Source organism: Vibrio ulleungensis, assembly GCF_016900875.1.
GTDB lineage: Bacteria > Pseudomonadota > Gammaproteobacteria > Enterobacterales > Vibrionaceae > Vibrio > Vibrio ulleungensis.
This window is the reverse complement of record NZ_JAFEUM010000007.1, coordinates 248,063-264,170: the sequence shown is the minus strand read 5'-3', so window position 1 is coordinate 264,170 and position 16,108 is coordinate 248,063. Positions and strand designations below refer to the sequence as shown.

Annotated in this window: 15 protein-coding genes; 13 read left to right on the top strand and 2 right to left on the bottom strand. The window is 44.4% G+C overall.

The features are described from left to right. Positions 1–80 precede the first annotated feature (80 nt). A complete protein-coding gene (gene galU / locus JQC93_RS16730) occupies positions 81–953 on the bottom strand; it encodes a UTP--glucose-1-phosphate uridylyltransferase GalU (RefSeq protein WP_205159522.1) in 873 nt (290 codons plus the stop codon). 121 nt (positions 954–1,074) lie between these two features. Then, positions 1,075–1,704 (bottom strand): LuxR C-terminal-related transcriptional regulator, encoded by a 630-nt coding sequence (locus JQC93_RS16725; RefSeq protein WP_205159521.1) that lies wholly within the window; start codon positions 1,702–1,704, stop codon positions 1,075–1,077. Positions 1,705–2,010: 306 nt separating this feature from the next. Here JQC93_RS16725 and JQC93_RS16720 point away from each other — a divergent pair, with 306 nt between their 5' ends. From JQC93_RS16720 to JQC93_RS16660, 13 genes are all read left to right on the top strand, one after another. After that, a complete protein-coding gene (locus JQC93_RS16720) occupies positions 2,011–2,556 on the top strand; it encodes a single-stranded DNA-binding protein (protein WP_205159520.1) in 546 nt (181 codons plus the stop codon). Between the two features lie 279 nt (positions 2,557–2,835). Beyond that, positions 2,836–4,827 (top strand): RNase E specificity factor CsrD, encoded by a 1,992-nt coding sequence (gene csrD / locus JQC93_RS16715; protein ID WP_205159519.1) that lies wholly within the window; start codon positions 2,836–2,838, stop codon positions 4,825–4,827. A 63-nt stretch (positions 4,828–4,890) separates the two neighbouring features. Then, positions 4,891–6,342 (top strand): hypothetical protein, encoded by a 1,452-nt coding sequence (locus tag JQC93_RS16710; protein ID WP_205159518.1) that lies wholly within the window; start codon positions 4,891–4,893, stop codon positions 6,340–6,342. Beyond that, positions 6,343–6,999: a type 4a pilus biogenesis protein PilO gene (locus tag JQC93_RS16705; protein ID WP_205159517.1), complete on the top strand. Its 657-nt coding sequence runs from the start codon at positions 6,343–6,345 to the stop codon at positions 6,997–6,999. Then, the gene (locus JQC93_RS16700; protein WP_328836992.1) at positions 6,992–7,354 is read left to right on the top strand and encodes an MSHA biogenesis protein MshK; all 363 of its coding nucleotides are present in this window, start codon (positions 6,992–6,994) and stop codon (positions 7,352–7,354) included. The genes JQC93_RS16705 and JQC93_RS16700 overlap by 8 nt, the downstream gene beginning before the upstream one ends. 14 nt (positions 7,355–7,368) lie before the next feature. Beyond that, on the top strand, positions 7,369–9,018 hold the full coding sequence (gene mshL / locus JQC93_RS16695; protein WP_205159516.1) for a pilus (MSHA type) biogenesis protein MshL: 1,650 nt from the start codon (positions 7,369–7,371) through the stop codon (positions 9,016–9,018). After that, entirely contained in the window at positions 9,018–9,863 is an 846-nt protein-coding gene (locus JQC93_RS16690; protein ID WP_205159515.1) for an ExeA family protein, read from the top strand. The genes mshL and JQC93_RS16690 overlap by 1 nt, the downstream gene beginning before the upstream one ends. Continuing rightward, positions 9,860–11,119 carry a tetratricopeptide repeat protein gene (locus tag JQC93_RS16685; protein WP_205159514.1) on the top strand — a complete coding sequence of 420 codons (1,260 nt, stop codon included), beginning with the start codon at positions 9,860–9,862 and terminating at the stop codon, positions 11,117–11,119. Before JQC93_RS16690 ends, JQC93_RS16685 begins: the two co-directional genes overlap by 4 nt. After that, entirely contained in the window at positions 11,109–12,836 is a 1,728-nt protein-coding gene (locus JQC93_RS16680) for a GspE/PulE family protein (protein ID WP_205159513.1), read from the top strand. Before JQC93_RS16685 ends, JQC93_RS16680 begins: the two co-directional genes overlap by 11 nt. Before the next feature lie 9 nt (positions 12,837–12,845). Beyond that, positions 12,846–14,069 (top strand): type II secretion system F family protein, encoded by a 1,224-nt coding sequence (locus JQC93_RS16675; RefSeq protein ID WP_205159512.1) that lies wholly within the window; start codon positions 12,846–12,848, stop codon positions 14,067–14,069. Positions 14,070–14,083: 14 nt separating this feature from the next. Beyond that, positions 14,084–14,551 (top strand): hypothetical protein, encoded by a 468-nt coding sequence (locus JQC93_RS16670; protein ID WP_205159511.1) that lies wholly within the window; start codon positions 14,084–14,086, stop codon positions 14,549–14,551. A gap of 97 nt (positions 14,552–14,648) precedes the next feature. Continuing rightward, on the top strand, positions 14,649–15,218 hold the full coding sequence (locus tag JQC93_RS16665) for a prepilin-type N-terminal cleavage/methylation domain-containing protein (protein WP_205159510.1): 570 nt from the start codon (positions 14,649–14,651) through the stop codon (positions 15,216–15,218). Between the two features lie 29 nt (positions 15,219–15,247). After that, on the top strand, positions 15,248–15,742 hold the full coding sequence (locus tag JQC93_RS16660) for a type II secretion system protein (RefSeq protein ID WP_205159509.1): 495 nt from the start codon (positions 15,248–15,250) through the stop codon (positions 15,740–15,742). Positions 15,743–16,108: the final 366 nt, after the last annotated feature.

Sequence of the window (16,108 nt, the reverse complement as noted above, 5' to 3'; positions counted from 1 at the left end):
GTATGAAAGGTGCAAAGATTTAACTGGATAAAAAAACAGTAAAGGCCCCAGTTGGGGCCTTTACTCAGTCACACATTCAACTATAAATTTTTCTTAGTTGAATGTTTGTCTAGTTCGGTTTTCTTCTTATCTTTTAGATACATATTTTCAAAGCAGAAGTTGGTGGCTTCGATATAACCTTCAACACTACCGCAGTCAAAACGTGTGCCTTTAAATTTATAGGCTAAAACACATCCCGCTTTTGCTTGTTTAAGCAACGCATCAGTAATTTGAATTTCGCCACCTTTTCCCGGCTCAGTTTGTTCGATTAAATCAAAAATATCAGGTGTCAGAATGTAGCGACCAATGATGGCAAGATTACTAGGCGCGGTGCCTGCTTCAGGCTTTTCTACCATATCGTCGACGCGGTAAAGATCGTCTTTGATCATCTCGCCAGAGATCACACCATATTTGTGCGTTTCATTTTCTGGCACTTCTTGTACCGCAACGATTGAGCAACGGAACTGACGATACAGTGCAGCCATTTGCGCCAATACACCTTGTTCTTCATTGACACACAAGTCATCGGCCAATACGACGGCAAAGGGTTCGTCACCAATAAGGTCTTTACCCGTTAAAATGGCGTGCCCAAGCCCTTTCATTTCACGTTGACGAATATAGGTGAAGTTTGCAGAGTCAATGATTTCTCGAATATCGACCAGTAACTCTTCCTTGTTAGTACCGTTGATTTGATGCTCTAGTTCGTAGTTCTTGTCAAAGTGATCCATGATGGAGTGTTTACCACGGCCAGTAACAATGCACATACTGGTCATACCCGCTTGTATGGCTTCGTCGACGCCATACTCTATGAGTGGTTTGTTAACAACGGGCATCATTTCTTTCGGCATAGACTTTGTGGCCGGAAGAAAGCGCGTGCCGTAGCCAGCGGCAGGGAATAAGCACTTTTTAATCATTATTGTGTCCTGTGTCTTAGTCAATTCTTGGGGAATTCGCGTGCAAATGTATCATTGGCACTGCTTAAATAAAAACCTTAGTGGATTCTTTTACAGAATAATTGTTCACAATTGAGACCAGCTACATCCGATCTTCCAAATAGTGGTGCGCCCAAGCAGCAGCTTGATGTCGGTTATCGACATCTAACTTCCTAAAAATTCGGTATAAGTGGGACTTAATCGTGTGCTCACTAATACACAGTGTATCGGCCAATATTGAATTACTGGATCCACTTTTAAGTAGGTTCAAAACTTGTATTTCGCGATGAGTCAGTTGAACTTTATGCGGTGGAATATAACGAACAATTATCGAATGAAAGTATCGAAGCAGCTGATTACTCAGCTCTCGGTTGAACCACACTTCACCTTGAATGATTTGCGCCAATCCGCGAGTTAGTTCTAACAAAGTGACCTCTTTGTAGAAAACGCCTTGTACTCGGCCAAAGTGGATGACCTCACGGATTGAAATGTTATCAGGCGCATCAACCAATACAATTCTTGGGGCGTTTGCCCACTGATATCGAGACAAGCTTTGCTGCAAAGAGTGCCTTGCCGAAAAAGTCACTACAATGATTGGTGTCTGTTTTAGTGAACAAGAAAAGGCATTGTGTAGTGGCAAACTTTTTACGTCTAAGTCGTCAATCCCATCAACAAGCTGCTGGCTAACTGACGGGTGATAATAAAGAACTGTGTGTCGATTTTGACTGTCCATACTTCCTCCAAGTGTCCTATTTTAGCGATCGCGTGGCATCGAAATGAACCTAATAGAAACTCAATGTCTATGAATGTTGGATGGAAAATCTTTACTGCCTAATTCACAAATAAAAATGCAAATTATGAAGCAAAGGACAGAGAGTTTTGACGTCGCGCGAAGTCTTTAAACTGGACACATTAACGAGGATTAATCTTTTAAAAGACGCGGTGTAAGCTAGACTTTGAAGAATCAAACCTTGAGACGAGCAGAGATAGTGTTATGCTTGTCCCCTTTTTGAAAAACAGACGAATTACGGAGCAGTACATGGCAAGCCGTGGTGTAAATAAAGTCATCCTGATGGGCAATCTTGGTGGCGACCCAGAAGTGCGTTTTGCGGCAAATGGCAACGCGATCGCAAACATTACAATCGCAACTTCAGAGACGTGGCGTGACAAAGCCTCTGGTGAACAACGTGAAAAAACTGAGTGGCACCGTGTTGTGTTGTTTGGCAAAACCGCGGAAATTGCCGGTGAGTACTTGCGCAAAGGCTCTCAAGTTTATGTTGAAGGTCAACTACAGACTCGTAAGTGGCAAGACCAAAGCGGCCAAGACCGTTACACTACAGAAGTAGCGGTTCAGTGGCCAACAGGTCAAATGCAACTACTTGGCTCTCGCCAGCAAGGCCAGCAGGGTGGTGGACAACAGCAGCAACAGCAGCAACAAGGTGGTTGGGGCGAACCTCAACAGCCACAAATGAGCCATCCTGGTAATGCGGTTCCTCAGCAAGCTAAACCTGCTCCACAACAGCAGCAGCCAAAGCCTCAGTATAATGAGCCGCCAATGGACTTCGACGACGATATTCCGTTTTAAGTTTTAGCTCATTGTTTAGATACTTAAAAACCCGGCTTTGCTGGGTTTTTTTATGCCATCAGAATAGGTTAAACGCTGAATGGGATCTTCTACTATATCGTTTCCGGATTAGGTTAGTTTAGCCATTATGCCCAATGCGGCTGTTGGATGTTTAATCTTTGCCACAGTTATGATGCTGCGAAGCAAAATGCTCGTGCGATCCGCTTAATATCACGCTATCTTGGTGGTTAACTTGGCACCCCAAATAGCCACTTAACGAAATCAAGGATCGATTTCTAGATGAGATACACCTCCACATTAAAACTAAGCACCAGAATGGTTACAGTTGTGACCATGATTGTTGTGACCACCATATTCCTGCTGTTTGTTGGCGGTAGCTTTTCGATCAAAAAACTCGGCGATGAGTATATGCATCAAACGTTGAGAAGCATTGTACAAGTCGTGGATGAAGAGCTATCTAAGGAGCATGACCCGGAAGAGCTTCGTCGCTGGATCCCAAAATTGCTTAAAGCCAGCAGTGTCATTGAGCTAGAGATTCGTTCGACCAACACCGGCACCATTTTTGACTATCGAGACACATCCCAAAAGTGGGATACAGCGATGCTGTATGGCGATGAGTTCGCCTTAATGAGTCATCCAGACTACGTCCTCGAGATAAAATTGGTTCCTCCCTATGTAGGGTACAGCTACTCTATTGGAGCTCTATCTTCGTTTACCTTTGCGATTATTTTGATCATTTTTTGCTTGTATCAAGGCGTGAAATGGTTGCAACAGCAACTGTTGGGCACAGAACTGTTAGAAGAGCGCGGCAAGATGTTATTGGCTGGGCGAGTAGAAGAGTATGCAAAAGGGGATGCTAGAGAATGGCCTTATACAGCTAGTGAGGCATTAGACCAGTGTATTCAAGAGCTTAGTGATGCTCGGCGCGAGCGCAGTCGATTTGACACTTTCCTACGTGAAAACACATTCTTAGATAAGCTAACGGGCTCTGCGAATCGGGTCATGTTTGACAGTAAACTGCAGTCTAGTCTTATGGAAAGTGGATCCAGTGGTGCGATAGCGTTAATAGAGATCTATGAGTGGGAAGAGCTCAAAGATAACTTATCAAGTGACGAGCAAGAGCGTCTCTTACTTCAACTCGACGAATCGATTAAAAGCGTTTTTTCACGCTACGATGAACTTCTTATCGCTCGATACTTCGATAATAGCTTTGCATTGTTATTACCACGTGTAGGGGCAAAAGAGTGTGCGCAGCTGTTAAATCAATTGCTCAATACTTTAGAGAAGTTATCGTTATCTTCCATCGTTAATCAAGAAAACTGGGTTCACTTTGGGTTAACCATGTACCGTCATGGTGAAAGCCGCGGTCGATTATTGGAAGAGGCAACGACCGCCCTTAAAAGTGCTCAATTACAATCATCGAATAACTGGAGCCGGTTTGACAAACAACATGAAGAACAGGCTCTAAGGGGCAGTGTTCGCTGGCGCCAGCTGTTTGATAAGCAAGCTCGAAAAGAGTCCATTCAGTTTTACGCGCAGCGCTGCTTTGTGGAAGATGGAAATCTACGTGAAGAGATCCACCAGGAGCTGTTTGCTAGGATCTTTGATGAAAACAATCAACTGTTAAAAGCATCGCAGTTTTATAATGCATTGACTCAAGTTGGGTATGAAGCTCAGTTTGACAGTGAAGTCCTACAGAAAGTTAAGAAATTAGTGAATAGTGATTCTGGACGTTATTCGGTAAACTTATCTACGTTGCCATTTAGACAGCGCAGTCATCAACATCGATTTAGAGACTACTTACTCACAATGCCGCCCAGCCAGCGCCAACGCTTGAGCTTTGAGTTTGTAGAAAGTGAGCTGGTGACGCACTTAGACTTTATGCGTCCCGTATTGAAGTTGATTTCAGCCGTAGGCTCGAGCGTTATTGTTCAACAAGTTGGCAGAACAATTGTAAGCACTTATTACCTAAAAGAGTTTGACATTACGTTCTTAAAACTGCATCGAGGCATTGTTCGAGAGATTGACCGTCGCCCTGAAAATCAACTCATTGTTCGCAGTTTATTAGGGGCTTGCAGTGACAGTAACACTGAGATTATTGCGGTAGGCGTTGAGAAAGAAAGAGAGTTGGACTTTTTAAGACAGCTAGGTGTTAAAGGTGTTCAAGGGCGCTTGTACGACCAAGAACATCTTAAGGGCACCCAGGCTGAAAAAATTGTACACAACACTAAGGTGCAAGTGGGTCGACGTAATCGCTGGCGTAAAAAATAGCTCAACTAATTCAAAGTGTAGTATTATTAAAGACTTAATAGAAAGGGAATTGTATCAATCCTTATGTCCAAGACATTTAGCCAACTGAAACTCTTCAAACGATTGAGTAAGTCGAGCGCTACCCAAGGTGGCGTGACGTTTTTTGTCAGTAAACATGTTCTCTATTTCACCCAACAACAGGACCAGCAATTCAGCCACAATCAGGTTCCTGTAGACGGCGGTGATTGGGGGCAAGCGCTGCATAACGTTTTGGAAAGTATCGAGGTTAAAGGTCTCTCCTGCATTGTTGTGTTAGGCTCAGAATTTTACCAAGCTTATCAAATTGACACCCCAAAAATTCCCAAAGAAGAGTGGCCAGTTGCACTCCCTTTTTTGTTAAAAGATGTTATTGCAGAGCGAATTTCAGACGTTGTCGTTGATGCCGTTGAGTTACCGACTAAAGGAAAAAGCCAAGCTTATGTGTATAAGAAAACACAGCTAGAGCTATTAAAATCTGCCTGTGAGAGTCAAGGGCTCGATCTTGCGCAGGTCATCCCGGAAAATGAAGTGTGGGCAAAAGTCGCGACTCAACAGGATAATTTTTTATTGCTGCATCGTGCGCAGAAAGAAAACTTCTCAGTTGCGGCAATCAATGATGGCCATACCGTGTTTCAACGAGGGATCCGAGGCGTAGTGGCACCTTTGACGTCATCACCTGCGGGTGGGCTTCAATTTGATAGTCTTGCACTCGAGGTTCAACGCTCGGTTGATTATCTGTCGGCAAGCTTTAAGCAGGTCCACTTCAATCACCTGTTTGTTGTCTGTGATGAAGAAGATACTCCCCAGTTATTGGAAGAACTGAACTCGAGATTAAGTGTTAATGTTGCCACTCTTCCGCAAGAGTGGGAGAGCGTAGGAGCTGTGTTAACAAAGACTGCACTGCTAAATCAGTTTGCTGTTAACTTATACCCAGAACACTTACACCCTCAAAAAGAGGTGTTTACTCTAGCAACAACACTTATCTGTTTAGGGGTACTGAGCGCGGCAATTGCAGCGACAACGGCTTACTATAGTTATCAAAACACTCAAATCCAAAAACAGTGGGTTTCGGTTAAAAACCAAGTTAGTGAATTAACGTCAGAGCAAGCGAGGTTGCAGCAAAAGCTATCGCAGCATGTCGCGACAAAAAGCAAGCTTGATGCGGCTGAACGCATAGAAAAAGACATCGAAGCTAAGCGAGTCTCACTGAGCGCTGTCGGTCGATTCGATGAAACACAACGCACTGGCTTTTCAGGTGTCATGTCAGCCTTGGCCAATATTGATCGCGATGATATAGCGCTTGGATCTATTTATATCAGCGCAGATAAGCTCAGCTTTGAAGGTTTGGCTAAAGATCCAACCAGCGTCCCAAGCTGGCTCAAAGAATTTAAACAAGAAGTCAATTTAGTGGGGCGTAGTTTCGAGTCGCTAAATATTGGACGCAATGAAGAAGGCGTTGTTACGTTTAAAGTCGACTCAAAAGCAGGAAGTAAATAAATGGCAGAACGTTGGCAGCAATGGAGTGAAAAGTTTACTCAACTTTCCGAGCGAGAAAAATGGCTGATTGTGATTTGCAGTGCGGTAGGTATTTTTCTGTTGGGATTAACACTTTTTATTGAACCAGCAATGAAGCAGTACGACGCCAGCAAATCTCGCTTTGACGCCGATGTAAGGTCAGTCAGTCGATTAGAAAATGAAAACATCGCTTTGGAAGCTCAACTAAAACGCGACCCAGATAGGGAAATTGACCGAAAACTCGAGCAATTGATGGACGAGAGTTTGGCGCTAAGTGAAGAGCTGTCCACAATGGTGAATAGCTTAATTGCCCCCAGTCAAATGGCCCATTTACTTGAAGATGTTTTGCAAAACAGTACTAAGTTGACGCTCGTATCTCTCAATTCACAAACGCCAGAAACATTGGTGGCAAAGAGCAACGTGAACGGTGAAGATACCGATGGTTTTTATCTGCATCCAGTGCGCATTGAGTTAACTGGAAAGTACTTCGATATTTTAGAGTATCTACAACTGCTCGAGTCTATGCCTATGCAGTATTTTTGGCGCAGTTATCAGTATACCGTAGAGGAGTATCCTGAAGCTCGATTAGTCATGGAAGTGTATACATTGAGCTCTAGACAGGAGTTTATCGGTGGTTAAGTTATTCTATCAATTAGGACTTTCTCTTCTGTTTATTTGCTTCGCTAGTGTTACGGCTAGCGCATACACAGAAGACGACAGCAGTGCGAGTGATCCGACAGCACCGCTATCGTGGACAGCACCTAAACAAGTTAAGACAGAAAAGAAGAAAACCTATTACCCCGTCCCTAAGTTGACAAGCATTGTGTGTTTAGGGGGCGTTGAATGCTCAGTGATATTAAACGATAGGCTGGTTGAGCAAGGGGACTGGGTGTCAGGTTACCAAGTACAAAAAATAGATAATGAATACGTGGTTTTGGTGAGACAAGGAAAGCGTTGGGTACTCGAGCTCTTCGACTCAACCATTAAGCAATAAGGTACCGTGGGAATATGCGCAATATACTAATAATTTTGGTCGCAGTGACGATAGCAGGGTGTTCTATGGGACATAGTGATCCCGTAGAGCAGAAAGCCGCGCTGAACGAAGCGATCAATGAGAACAACAGCCGTGATCTCGATAACTTACCTAACTCTGTACAAGCAGATTTAATGCCTGATATTGATGGCGTCGTTGTGAGCAATCAAAATACGCTACGACGATTTCGCGTACAAGCAAATGGCGTAGCGGCTAAAGCTTTTTTTGCCAGTATCGTTAAAGGTACAGAATACAGTGCGGCCATTCACCCTAATGTCTCAGGTGAAATTACGGTTAACCTTAGCGATGTCACAATGGACGAAGTATTGAACGTTGTTCGTGATATGTATGGGTACGAGATAGTTCGCTCGGGCAAAGTGATTCAAGTTTATCCAGCAGGTCTACGCACAGAAACTATCCCCGTTGACTATTTGCAGTTTAAGCGTGTTGGTCGTTCATTGACTTCGATTACTAATGGCTCAGTAAGCAGTAAAGATGACAACAACTCAAGTAATTCGTCCAGTAATTCCTCATCAAGCTCATCAAGCTCGTCGTCTAGGTCTAGCTCTTCAAACTCGGTACCTACCGGTGGCGTAGAAATTGAAACCTCCAGTGAAAGTGATTTCTGGCTTCAGCTACAACAAGCAATCTCAACGATGGTCGGAACGGCCGACGGTCGAAGTGTGGTTGTTTCACCGCAATCGAGTGTGGTCACTGTACGAGCTTATCCAGACGAAATTCGAGAAATCAGAACCTTCTTAGGTATTTCACATAAGCGTTTACAACGTCAGGTGATATTAGAAGCCAAGATCTTAGAAGTAACCTTGAGTGATGGGTATCAGCAAGGGATCAATTGGTCCAATATGACAGCCTCGTTGGGCGGAACAGACATTGTAATTAATCGAGGTGTTGATGCAGCCGCATCAATACTAGGATTGGATGGCGCAGCAGCCGCACTGGGTGGACAAACCAACATCACCGTGAGTGATGGTAACTTTGAAGCGGTGCTGAGCTTTATGGGTACTCAGGGCGATCTTAATGTTCTATCGAGCCCACGAGTGACCGCGGCAAACAACCAAAAAGCCGTCATTAAAGTGGGTACCGATGAGTACTTTGTTACCGATGTCTCCAGCGTTGTAGGATCTGGCGACAACGCCAATGTCTCACCAGAAGTAGAACTGACGCCATTTTTCTCTGGTATTTCATTAGACGTAACGCCACAAATTGATGATAGCGGGCATGTGTTACTGCACGTGCACCCAGCCGTAATTGAAGTTGAAACCGAAAACAAACAGATTGATCTTGGCGATGCATTGGGCGTGCTTGAACTTCCTCTTGCCAAAAGTTCAATACGAGAATCAGACTCAGTTATTCGTGCAGCCGATGGAGATGTTGTTGTTATTGGCGGCTTGATGAAGTCTTCAAACACAGAAGCTGTTTCCAAAGTTCCGTTTTTTGGTGATATTCCTGGTCTAGGGCATCTATTTAGAAATACCGTTCAGCAAACAGAAAAAACGGAACTGGTTATCTTACTAAAACCAACCGTTGTAGGCGTAAACACTTGGCAGCAAGAGCTTGAACGCTCGCGCAGCTTACTTAATGAATGGTTCCCTGAAGGCGAATAATGTACTACACCCGTTATGGCTTCAATCAGCAACCTTTTGGGCTAACACCCAATACAGCGCTGTTTCATGCACTCCCACCGCACTATGAAGCGATTCATACCGTGCTGTCAGCGGTTGAGATGGGCGAGGGTGTTATAAAGTTAGTGGGTGAGGTTGGGACTGGCAAAACCATGCTCTGCCGGATGCTGATAGAGCAGTTACAAGATAAGTGCGCTCTAATCTATCTGCCTAATCCTGTTTTGGACGGTTTAGAGCTGCGCGTTGCGATTGCTAGAGAGCTAGGAATCGACGAGCCCGACTCTCGGTTGCTGGTGGATAAAATTCAGTCTCGTTTATTGACGCTGAGTCAACAAGATAAACAAGTTGTAGCGTTGATTGATGAAGCACAGGCATTGAGTGATGAAGCGCTTGAAACCTTACGCCTATTTGGCAATTTAGAAACGACCGACAAAAAGCTTTTACAAATAATTCTATTGGGACAGCCAGAGCTTGATGAGCGACTTAATATGCATCATCTAAGACAGTTTAGGCAGCGCATTACTTTTAGTGCCGAGCTTCGGCCGTTGAGTGTCGAAGAAAGCATCGCCTATATAGATCATAGGATCACGCAGTGTGGTGGGAGTCCAGATCTATTTTCTCTATCTCAAAAGAAAGCAATCTGGAAGGCCGCGGGTGGCATTCCTAGGATCATAAATCAGTTGTGTCATAAATCACTGCTGCTGGCATTTAGTGCGAATAAACAAAGTGTTCAAAATGAAAGTTTGTACGATGCGATGAAAGACACCTATGTCGTACAAAAACCAAAGTACAAAACCCCATTTTTATGGGGCTGGAGTGAAGCATGAGTGTAGTGAATAACGCACTATCAAAAATATCAGAACAAAACGGTGCAACTCCTCAATCGATTGAGAAAGCCGAGATCCCTGCGGTAAAACGCGGTGTATCCCCTTTCATCTGGGTTGGAATTGGCGTATGTGTCAGCTTAGCGATTGGAAGTTGGGCGATGACAGCAAATCAATCAAGCCCTGCAAGCGAGGTACTCGTCGCTTCACAACCGAATGAAACGCAAAAGGTTATTGTTGAAGTCGAGCCACTTGTAGTAAACAGCGATCCTATTGTTGAAGTCACGACAGCGCCAACGCAGAAAACGGCCTTGGATACCGACGTTGTTACAGTTTATTCGTTAGCAGCATCAGCAACCTCCTCAGACAATAACGCGACAGCAACAGCGCCTGTTATGTCAACGGTTGAGACAAAAAGCGCCTCAACAGCTCCTCCTCTACAAAACACGACAAAAGCAGCGGTTGTTAACACGGCAGCAGTGGCACCAAAAAATACAGTACCACCCAAGAAAAGTAGCGCCGAAAAAAACGCTAAAGTTGTCGCACCTCAAACGGTTGCCAAGGCCCCCGCACCTGCAGCCAAACCTATCGAAAAACCTATATTGATTGCGAAAGCAACTCAGGTTGTGCAAACCGAGAGTATGACCATTGAGCAGGTTGACTTGACGCCTCAAGATTTAGCAAAGCAAGCTATTTCTCGCGCTCAAAAAGCCGTTGAATCCAATGATGCGGACACAGCCATTAGTGAATACACCAAAGCCCTTCGCTTTGTGCCAACAGATGAGGCAACTAGGCAGCGCCTTGCTGCTCTTTATTATGGGAAACGTCAAACACGTAAAGCGATGGACTTGTTGCAACAAGGCATTCAAATTAATCAAGATGGCGAGCCTCTTAGGATAGCCCTGGCTAAGTTGCTCCTTAAAGAGAAGCAAACAGAGGCGGCACTTTCCCCCTTGGCTTACTTACCCAATAACGCAAGCAATGATTACTTAGCATTGCGTGCGGGCGTGGCACAGCAGATTAAGAACGTCGATATTGCGAAGCAAAGTTATTCGATGCTGGCAGAACGAGAGCCACAAAATGGTCGTTGGTGGTTAGGACTTGCCATTCAACAAGAGCGTTCACTAGAGTTTGAATTGGCAATGGCATCCTACCAAAGTGCACTGGGCAAGGTTGGTGTGTCAAATAGCTCTCAAGACTTCATTCGACAACGAATCGCATTGCTTACGTCGATGCAGGAGAGTAGCGATGGCAATTAAGCTTCGTAAACGCCTCGGCGACCTCTTAGTCGAAGAAGGTATCATCACTGAGGAACAAGTCACTCAAGCATTGTCGGCACAACAGCAAACCGGTCGTAAGCTTGGAGATACACTGATCCAACTAGGGTTTCTATCTGAGCACCAAATGCTCGAGTTTCTGTCTCAACAACTTGATCTGCCGTTAATTGATTTAAGCCGATTTCAGGTGGATGTAGAAGCTGTACAACTGCTACCTGAAGTTCATGCACGCCGACTACGGGCCCTGGTAATAGGGCAATCAGCAGACACCTTAAATGTAGCGATGAGTGATCCTGCTGACTTGTTCGCTCAAGAATCTATAGCGACCCAACTGTCCGCTTATAACCTACAGTTTGTTATTGCTGCTGAGCATCAGCTAGTTGATGGCTTTGATCGTTACTACCGTCGTACAAAGGAAATCGCATCCTTTGCCGAGCAGCTCGACGCCGAACACCAAGACACCAATGAGTTTAGTTTTCAGATTCAGGACGAAGCTGACAGTGAAGAAGTCACGGTTGTTAAACTTATTAACTCGCTGTTTGAAGATGCTATACAGGTCGGTGCGTCCGATATTCATATTGAGCCTGACGCCAACGTTTTGCGATTACGCCAGCGTATCGATGGCGTATTGCACGAAACGCTGCTTAACGAAGTAAACATTGCTTCGGCGCTAGTGTTGCGCTTAAAACTGATGGCGAATCTCGATATTTCAGAGAAGCGCCTGCCTCAAGATGGACGTTTTAATATTCGCAGTAAAGGTCAGTCTGTCGATATTCGTATGTCGACCATGCCTGTGCAATATGGCGAATCAGTGGTCATGCGTTTACTCAATCAAACTGCGGGTATTCTTAAACTCGAAGACTCAGGATTACCAGCAGACATATTGGCAAGGATCCGCAAGCAATTGCAGCGTCCACACGGAATGATCTTGGTCACTGGGCCGACAGGCTCAGGTAAAACGACAACCTTGTATGGAGCGCTGTCTGAGCTTAACTCACCAGGTAAAAAAATCATCACCGCTGAAGATCCGGTTGAGTATCGATTGCCCCGAGTGAATCAAGTGCAAGTTAACCCTAAAATTAACTTAGATTTTTCGACGGTATTAAGAACTTTTCTCCGTCAAGACCCCGACATTATCCTAGTGGGTGAGATGCGTGATCAAGAAACGGTTGAGATAGGTTTGCGCGCCGCGTTAACCGGTCACCTTGTACTCAGCACCTTACATACTAACGATGCCGTTGACAGTGCACTTCGTATGATGGACATGGGGGCTCCTGGGTATTTGGTTGCCAGTTCCGTTCGAGCCGTATTGGCACAGCGACTCGTTCGACGAGTGTGTACCGATTGCTCGCATGAAGAAGAAGCGGATGAAGCTAAGCGTATTTGGTTAGAATCAAGATTCCCGAATCAGGTTTCTCATCGATTCTCTCGAGGAAAGGGCTGCCAAAACTGTAACCTAACGGGCTATCGCGGCCGAATTGGTGTGTTTGAGTTACTTGAATTAGATAACGCTCTTATGGATGCCTTAAGAGCCAATGACGCGGTTGGGTTTGCTCGAACAGCACGTGCGACTTCACATTACAAACCGTTGCTAACGTCTGCTATGGAGTTGGCTGTGCAAGGCGTGGTGAGTTTAGATGAAGTCATGGCGCTTGGTGAAGGTGATAACGGTGGCTCCGCTGAGCCGGTTTACTTGTAGCGGGGCACTATGGCGACTTATCGATACCAAGGACGAGGATTAGACGGTAAAAAGGTCAGCGGGCTAGTCGATGCTGCGACTGAAGACCTGGCTATTGAGTCATTAATGAATAAAGGGGTGACTCCTACTTCGTTGACGGTTGGTAAGTCAAAAGGTGGCTCGAGTTTCGATTTATCCGAATTATTCACCCCTGCAATACCGTTGGAAGTCTTAGTGATTTTTTGTCGTCAAATGTACAGTTTGACTAAAGCGGGCGTGCCATTGCTGCGAGCAATACGTGGACTAACCGCTAATACGACCAACAAGCAACTAAAACAAGCGCTCACAGAGGTCAGTGCCGACTTAACTAATGGTCGAAACTTGTCTACTTCAATGCAAAAACACCCAGCGGCATTTAGCCCGTTGTTTGTGTCTATGATCGCTGTGGGTGAGAATACCGGTCGTTTGGATCAGGTGTTACTGCAACTCAGTAATCACTTTGAACAAGAGGTAGAAACACGTAAACGCATTAAAACAGCGATGCGTTATCCGGCTCTCGTCATTGGTTTTATCGTTATTGCAATGTTTGTGCTTAACATTTGGGTCATCCCACAGTTTGCCTCAATGTTTTCGCGGTTTAGTGTAGAGCTGCCGCTGCCAACGAGAATATTAATAGGCACTTCGAATTTCTTTGTGAATTACTGGCACTTTATCATTGGTGTCTCTGTGGCATTAGCCTTTGCGTTTCGCACCTGGCTTAACACTGCTGACGGTCGAGAAACTTGGGATAAATTGCGATTGCGGTTCCCTATTGTTGGCAATATTGTCAATCGAGCACAGATGTCTCGGTTTTCTCGTACATTTTCGTTGATGCTTCAGTCGGGAGTTCCGTTAAATCAATCCATAGCGCTCAGTGCAGAGTCATTAGGCAACAAATACTTAGAGGCTCGCCTTCTCGAAATGAAAGCGTCTATTGAGGCTGGGGGCGCGATTTCCGCGACTGCGGTAAATAGTGGTGTGTTTACTCCCTTGGTGGTTCAGATGATCACCGTTGGTGAAGAAACGGGGCGTATTGATGAGTTACTGTTAGAAGTCGCTGACTTTTATGACCGTGAAGTGGATTACGACCTAAAAACTCTAACCGCTCGAATCGAGCCAATATTACTGGTGATTGTCGCCGGAATGGTGCTTATTTTAGCGCTAGGTATCTTCTTACCTATGTGGGGCATGTTAGATGCCATTCAAGGTAAATAGGTAGGTATTTTGCCATGGTAGAACCGCACAGAACAGTACGTGTAAGTCGGTTAAGTGTTTGGTTAATTGTAATATTAGCTTTGACAGCAACATTGCTTTACAATTTATTGAGTGTCGAAGAAGAGGCAGAACATACGGCCTTAATGGTGACAGGTTCGCGAATTTTAGATGTGGCGAACAAGTATAAACAGTACTGGATTGTTAATGGTCAACCAAGCGACATTGAAGCCGAAGGTATGCGTATTGCCTTTAATGATAAGGGGTGGGTGCTGCCTACTTTAGATAATGATGTTAACTGTTTGCATTGGCTAACAATATTACATCCGACGATTGCTGTGTTTGGTAATGACTCACCATCTATAACTCAGCTGAATGAATCGGGCAAAATAGAGTGCCAATATCAATACAAAACAGGGCAACAATTAAATTTAATGATCGACAACAGTCAATTTTCTGTCAGAGTCAGAGTTTCGCTAGATTAAGTGTTACCAGGTGTGTATTATTGCGCGCCCAAACAACTTTAGTACAAAGTTTGTACATGATTGGTACAAATAACGTTAACTTAAGAGTGATGTGTTTATGAAAAGACAAAGTGGTTTCTCATTAGTAGAGCTCGTGATTGTAATTGTAGTTTTAGGCCTTTTGGCTGTTGCTGCACTACCACGATTCTTGGATGTAACCGATCAAGCTAAGCAAGCCAGTATTGAAGGCGTTGCTGGCGGTTATGCAACTGCCGTTCTCTCAGCACGAGCGCAATGGGAAGCGGAAGTTCGCCCTAATTTGGATGCGACTAACACCAACTATGTAAATTATGACGGTGATTACTTTTGGCTGACAAGTGCAACCAATGATGGATTTCGGGATGGTTACCCTATAGCATACGTGGGTGAGGATGTACCAACAGGAAGTTCACCGACATCAATTACAAACAATGCTACCTGTCGTGACTTAATGGACTTTATGTTGCAAAACCCACCTAAAGTAGGCGTTCCAACTGAAGTTGAGGCCGACTCTACCTATAAATACCGTGCGGATCGTATTGATGCAAATGTCTGCCGTTATACACAGTTAGAGGGAAGCACAGATTCTGGGCATTACTTCGAGTACGATGTTACAAAAGGTAGTGTCACCGTTACACTAGAAGACTAGAATTTTAATTAGACCAAGAGAATTGAATTATGAAAAATCAAAAAGGTTTCACTCTTATTGAGTTAGTGGTTGTTATCGTTATTTTGGGTATTTTGGCTGTTACAGCAGCACCTCGTTTTTTGAATCTTCAATCTGATGCTCGTGCATCCTCGTTGCAAGGGCTTAAAGGTGCGATGGCAGGGGCAGGTTCTATTGTATATGGTAAGTCGGCTATCGAAGGTCAGGAACGGTCAGAGTCTGGTGCAGTTCCAACTGGAATAGCTGGTGGTGACGACATTATTACTGTTTATGGTTACCCAGCAGCAGATGAAAGTGGTATCGGAAGAGCCGTTGAAGGACTTACAACAGGCGACGATTGGGTAGTTGATACAACTCAGGGCAGTGCTGGGACAGGTACTGGTGATGAGATCGTATACAGATTTGCTGATAGTTCAGACGGCACAAGTTGTGTAGTTTCTTATACAGCACCGTCTGTAGAGGGTGGGGTTCCTACAATATCTGCAGCAGATGCTAGCGGTTGTTAAACTGGTTTTTAGTCTTAGTAATTAACTAAAACAATAGTAGTTCTCTAATTTAGTTATGCTATTTAAGCCAGTTTCGTTATTGCTGTCTATTTTAATATAGCTAATTATTACATAGCTGTTGTGTCATCGGATAGTTATTGATGATTACGTTGCAACCTATGAAAGTGTTCAGTCAGGTGCTATGCCCTCAGTAACTACAGCAGCTAAAACGGGTAACAATGTATATAGCTATTTAGTAAGTTCATAACAATAAGTAAATGTGCAGAGTAAAGCTAAACTGTATCTTACTAACTATATTGATATGTCACTTTGGCTTGTAAAACTGTATAAAGGCTAGCATTTGCTAGCCTTTCTTTTGCACGAAAT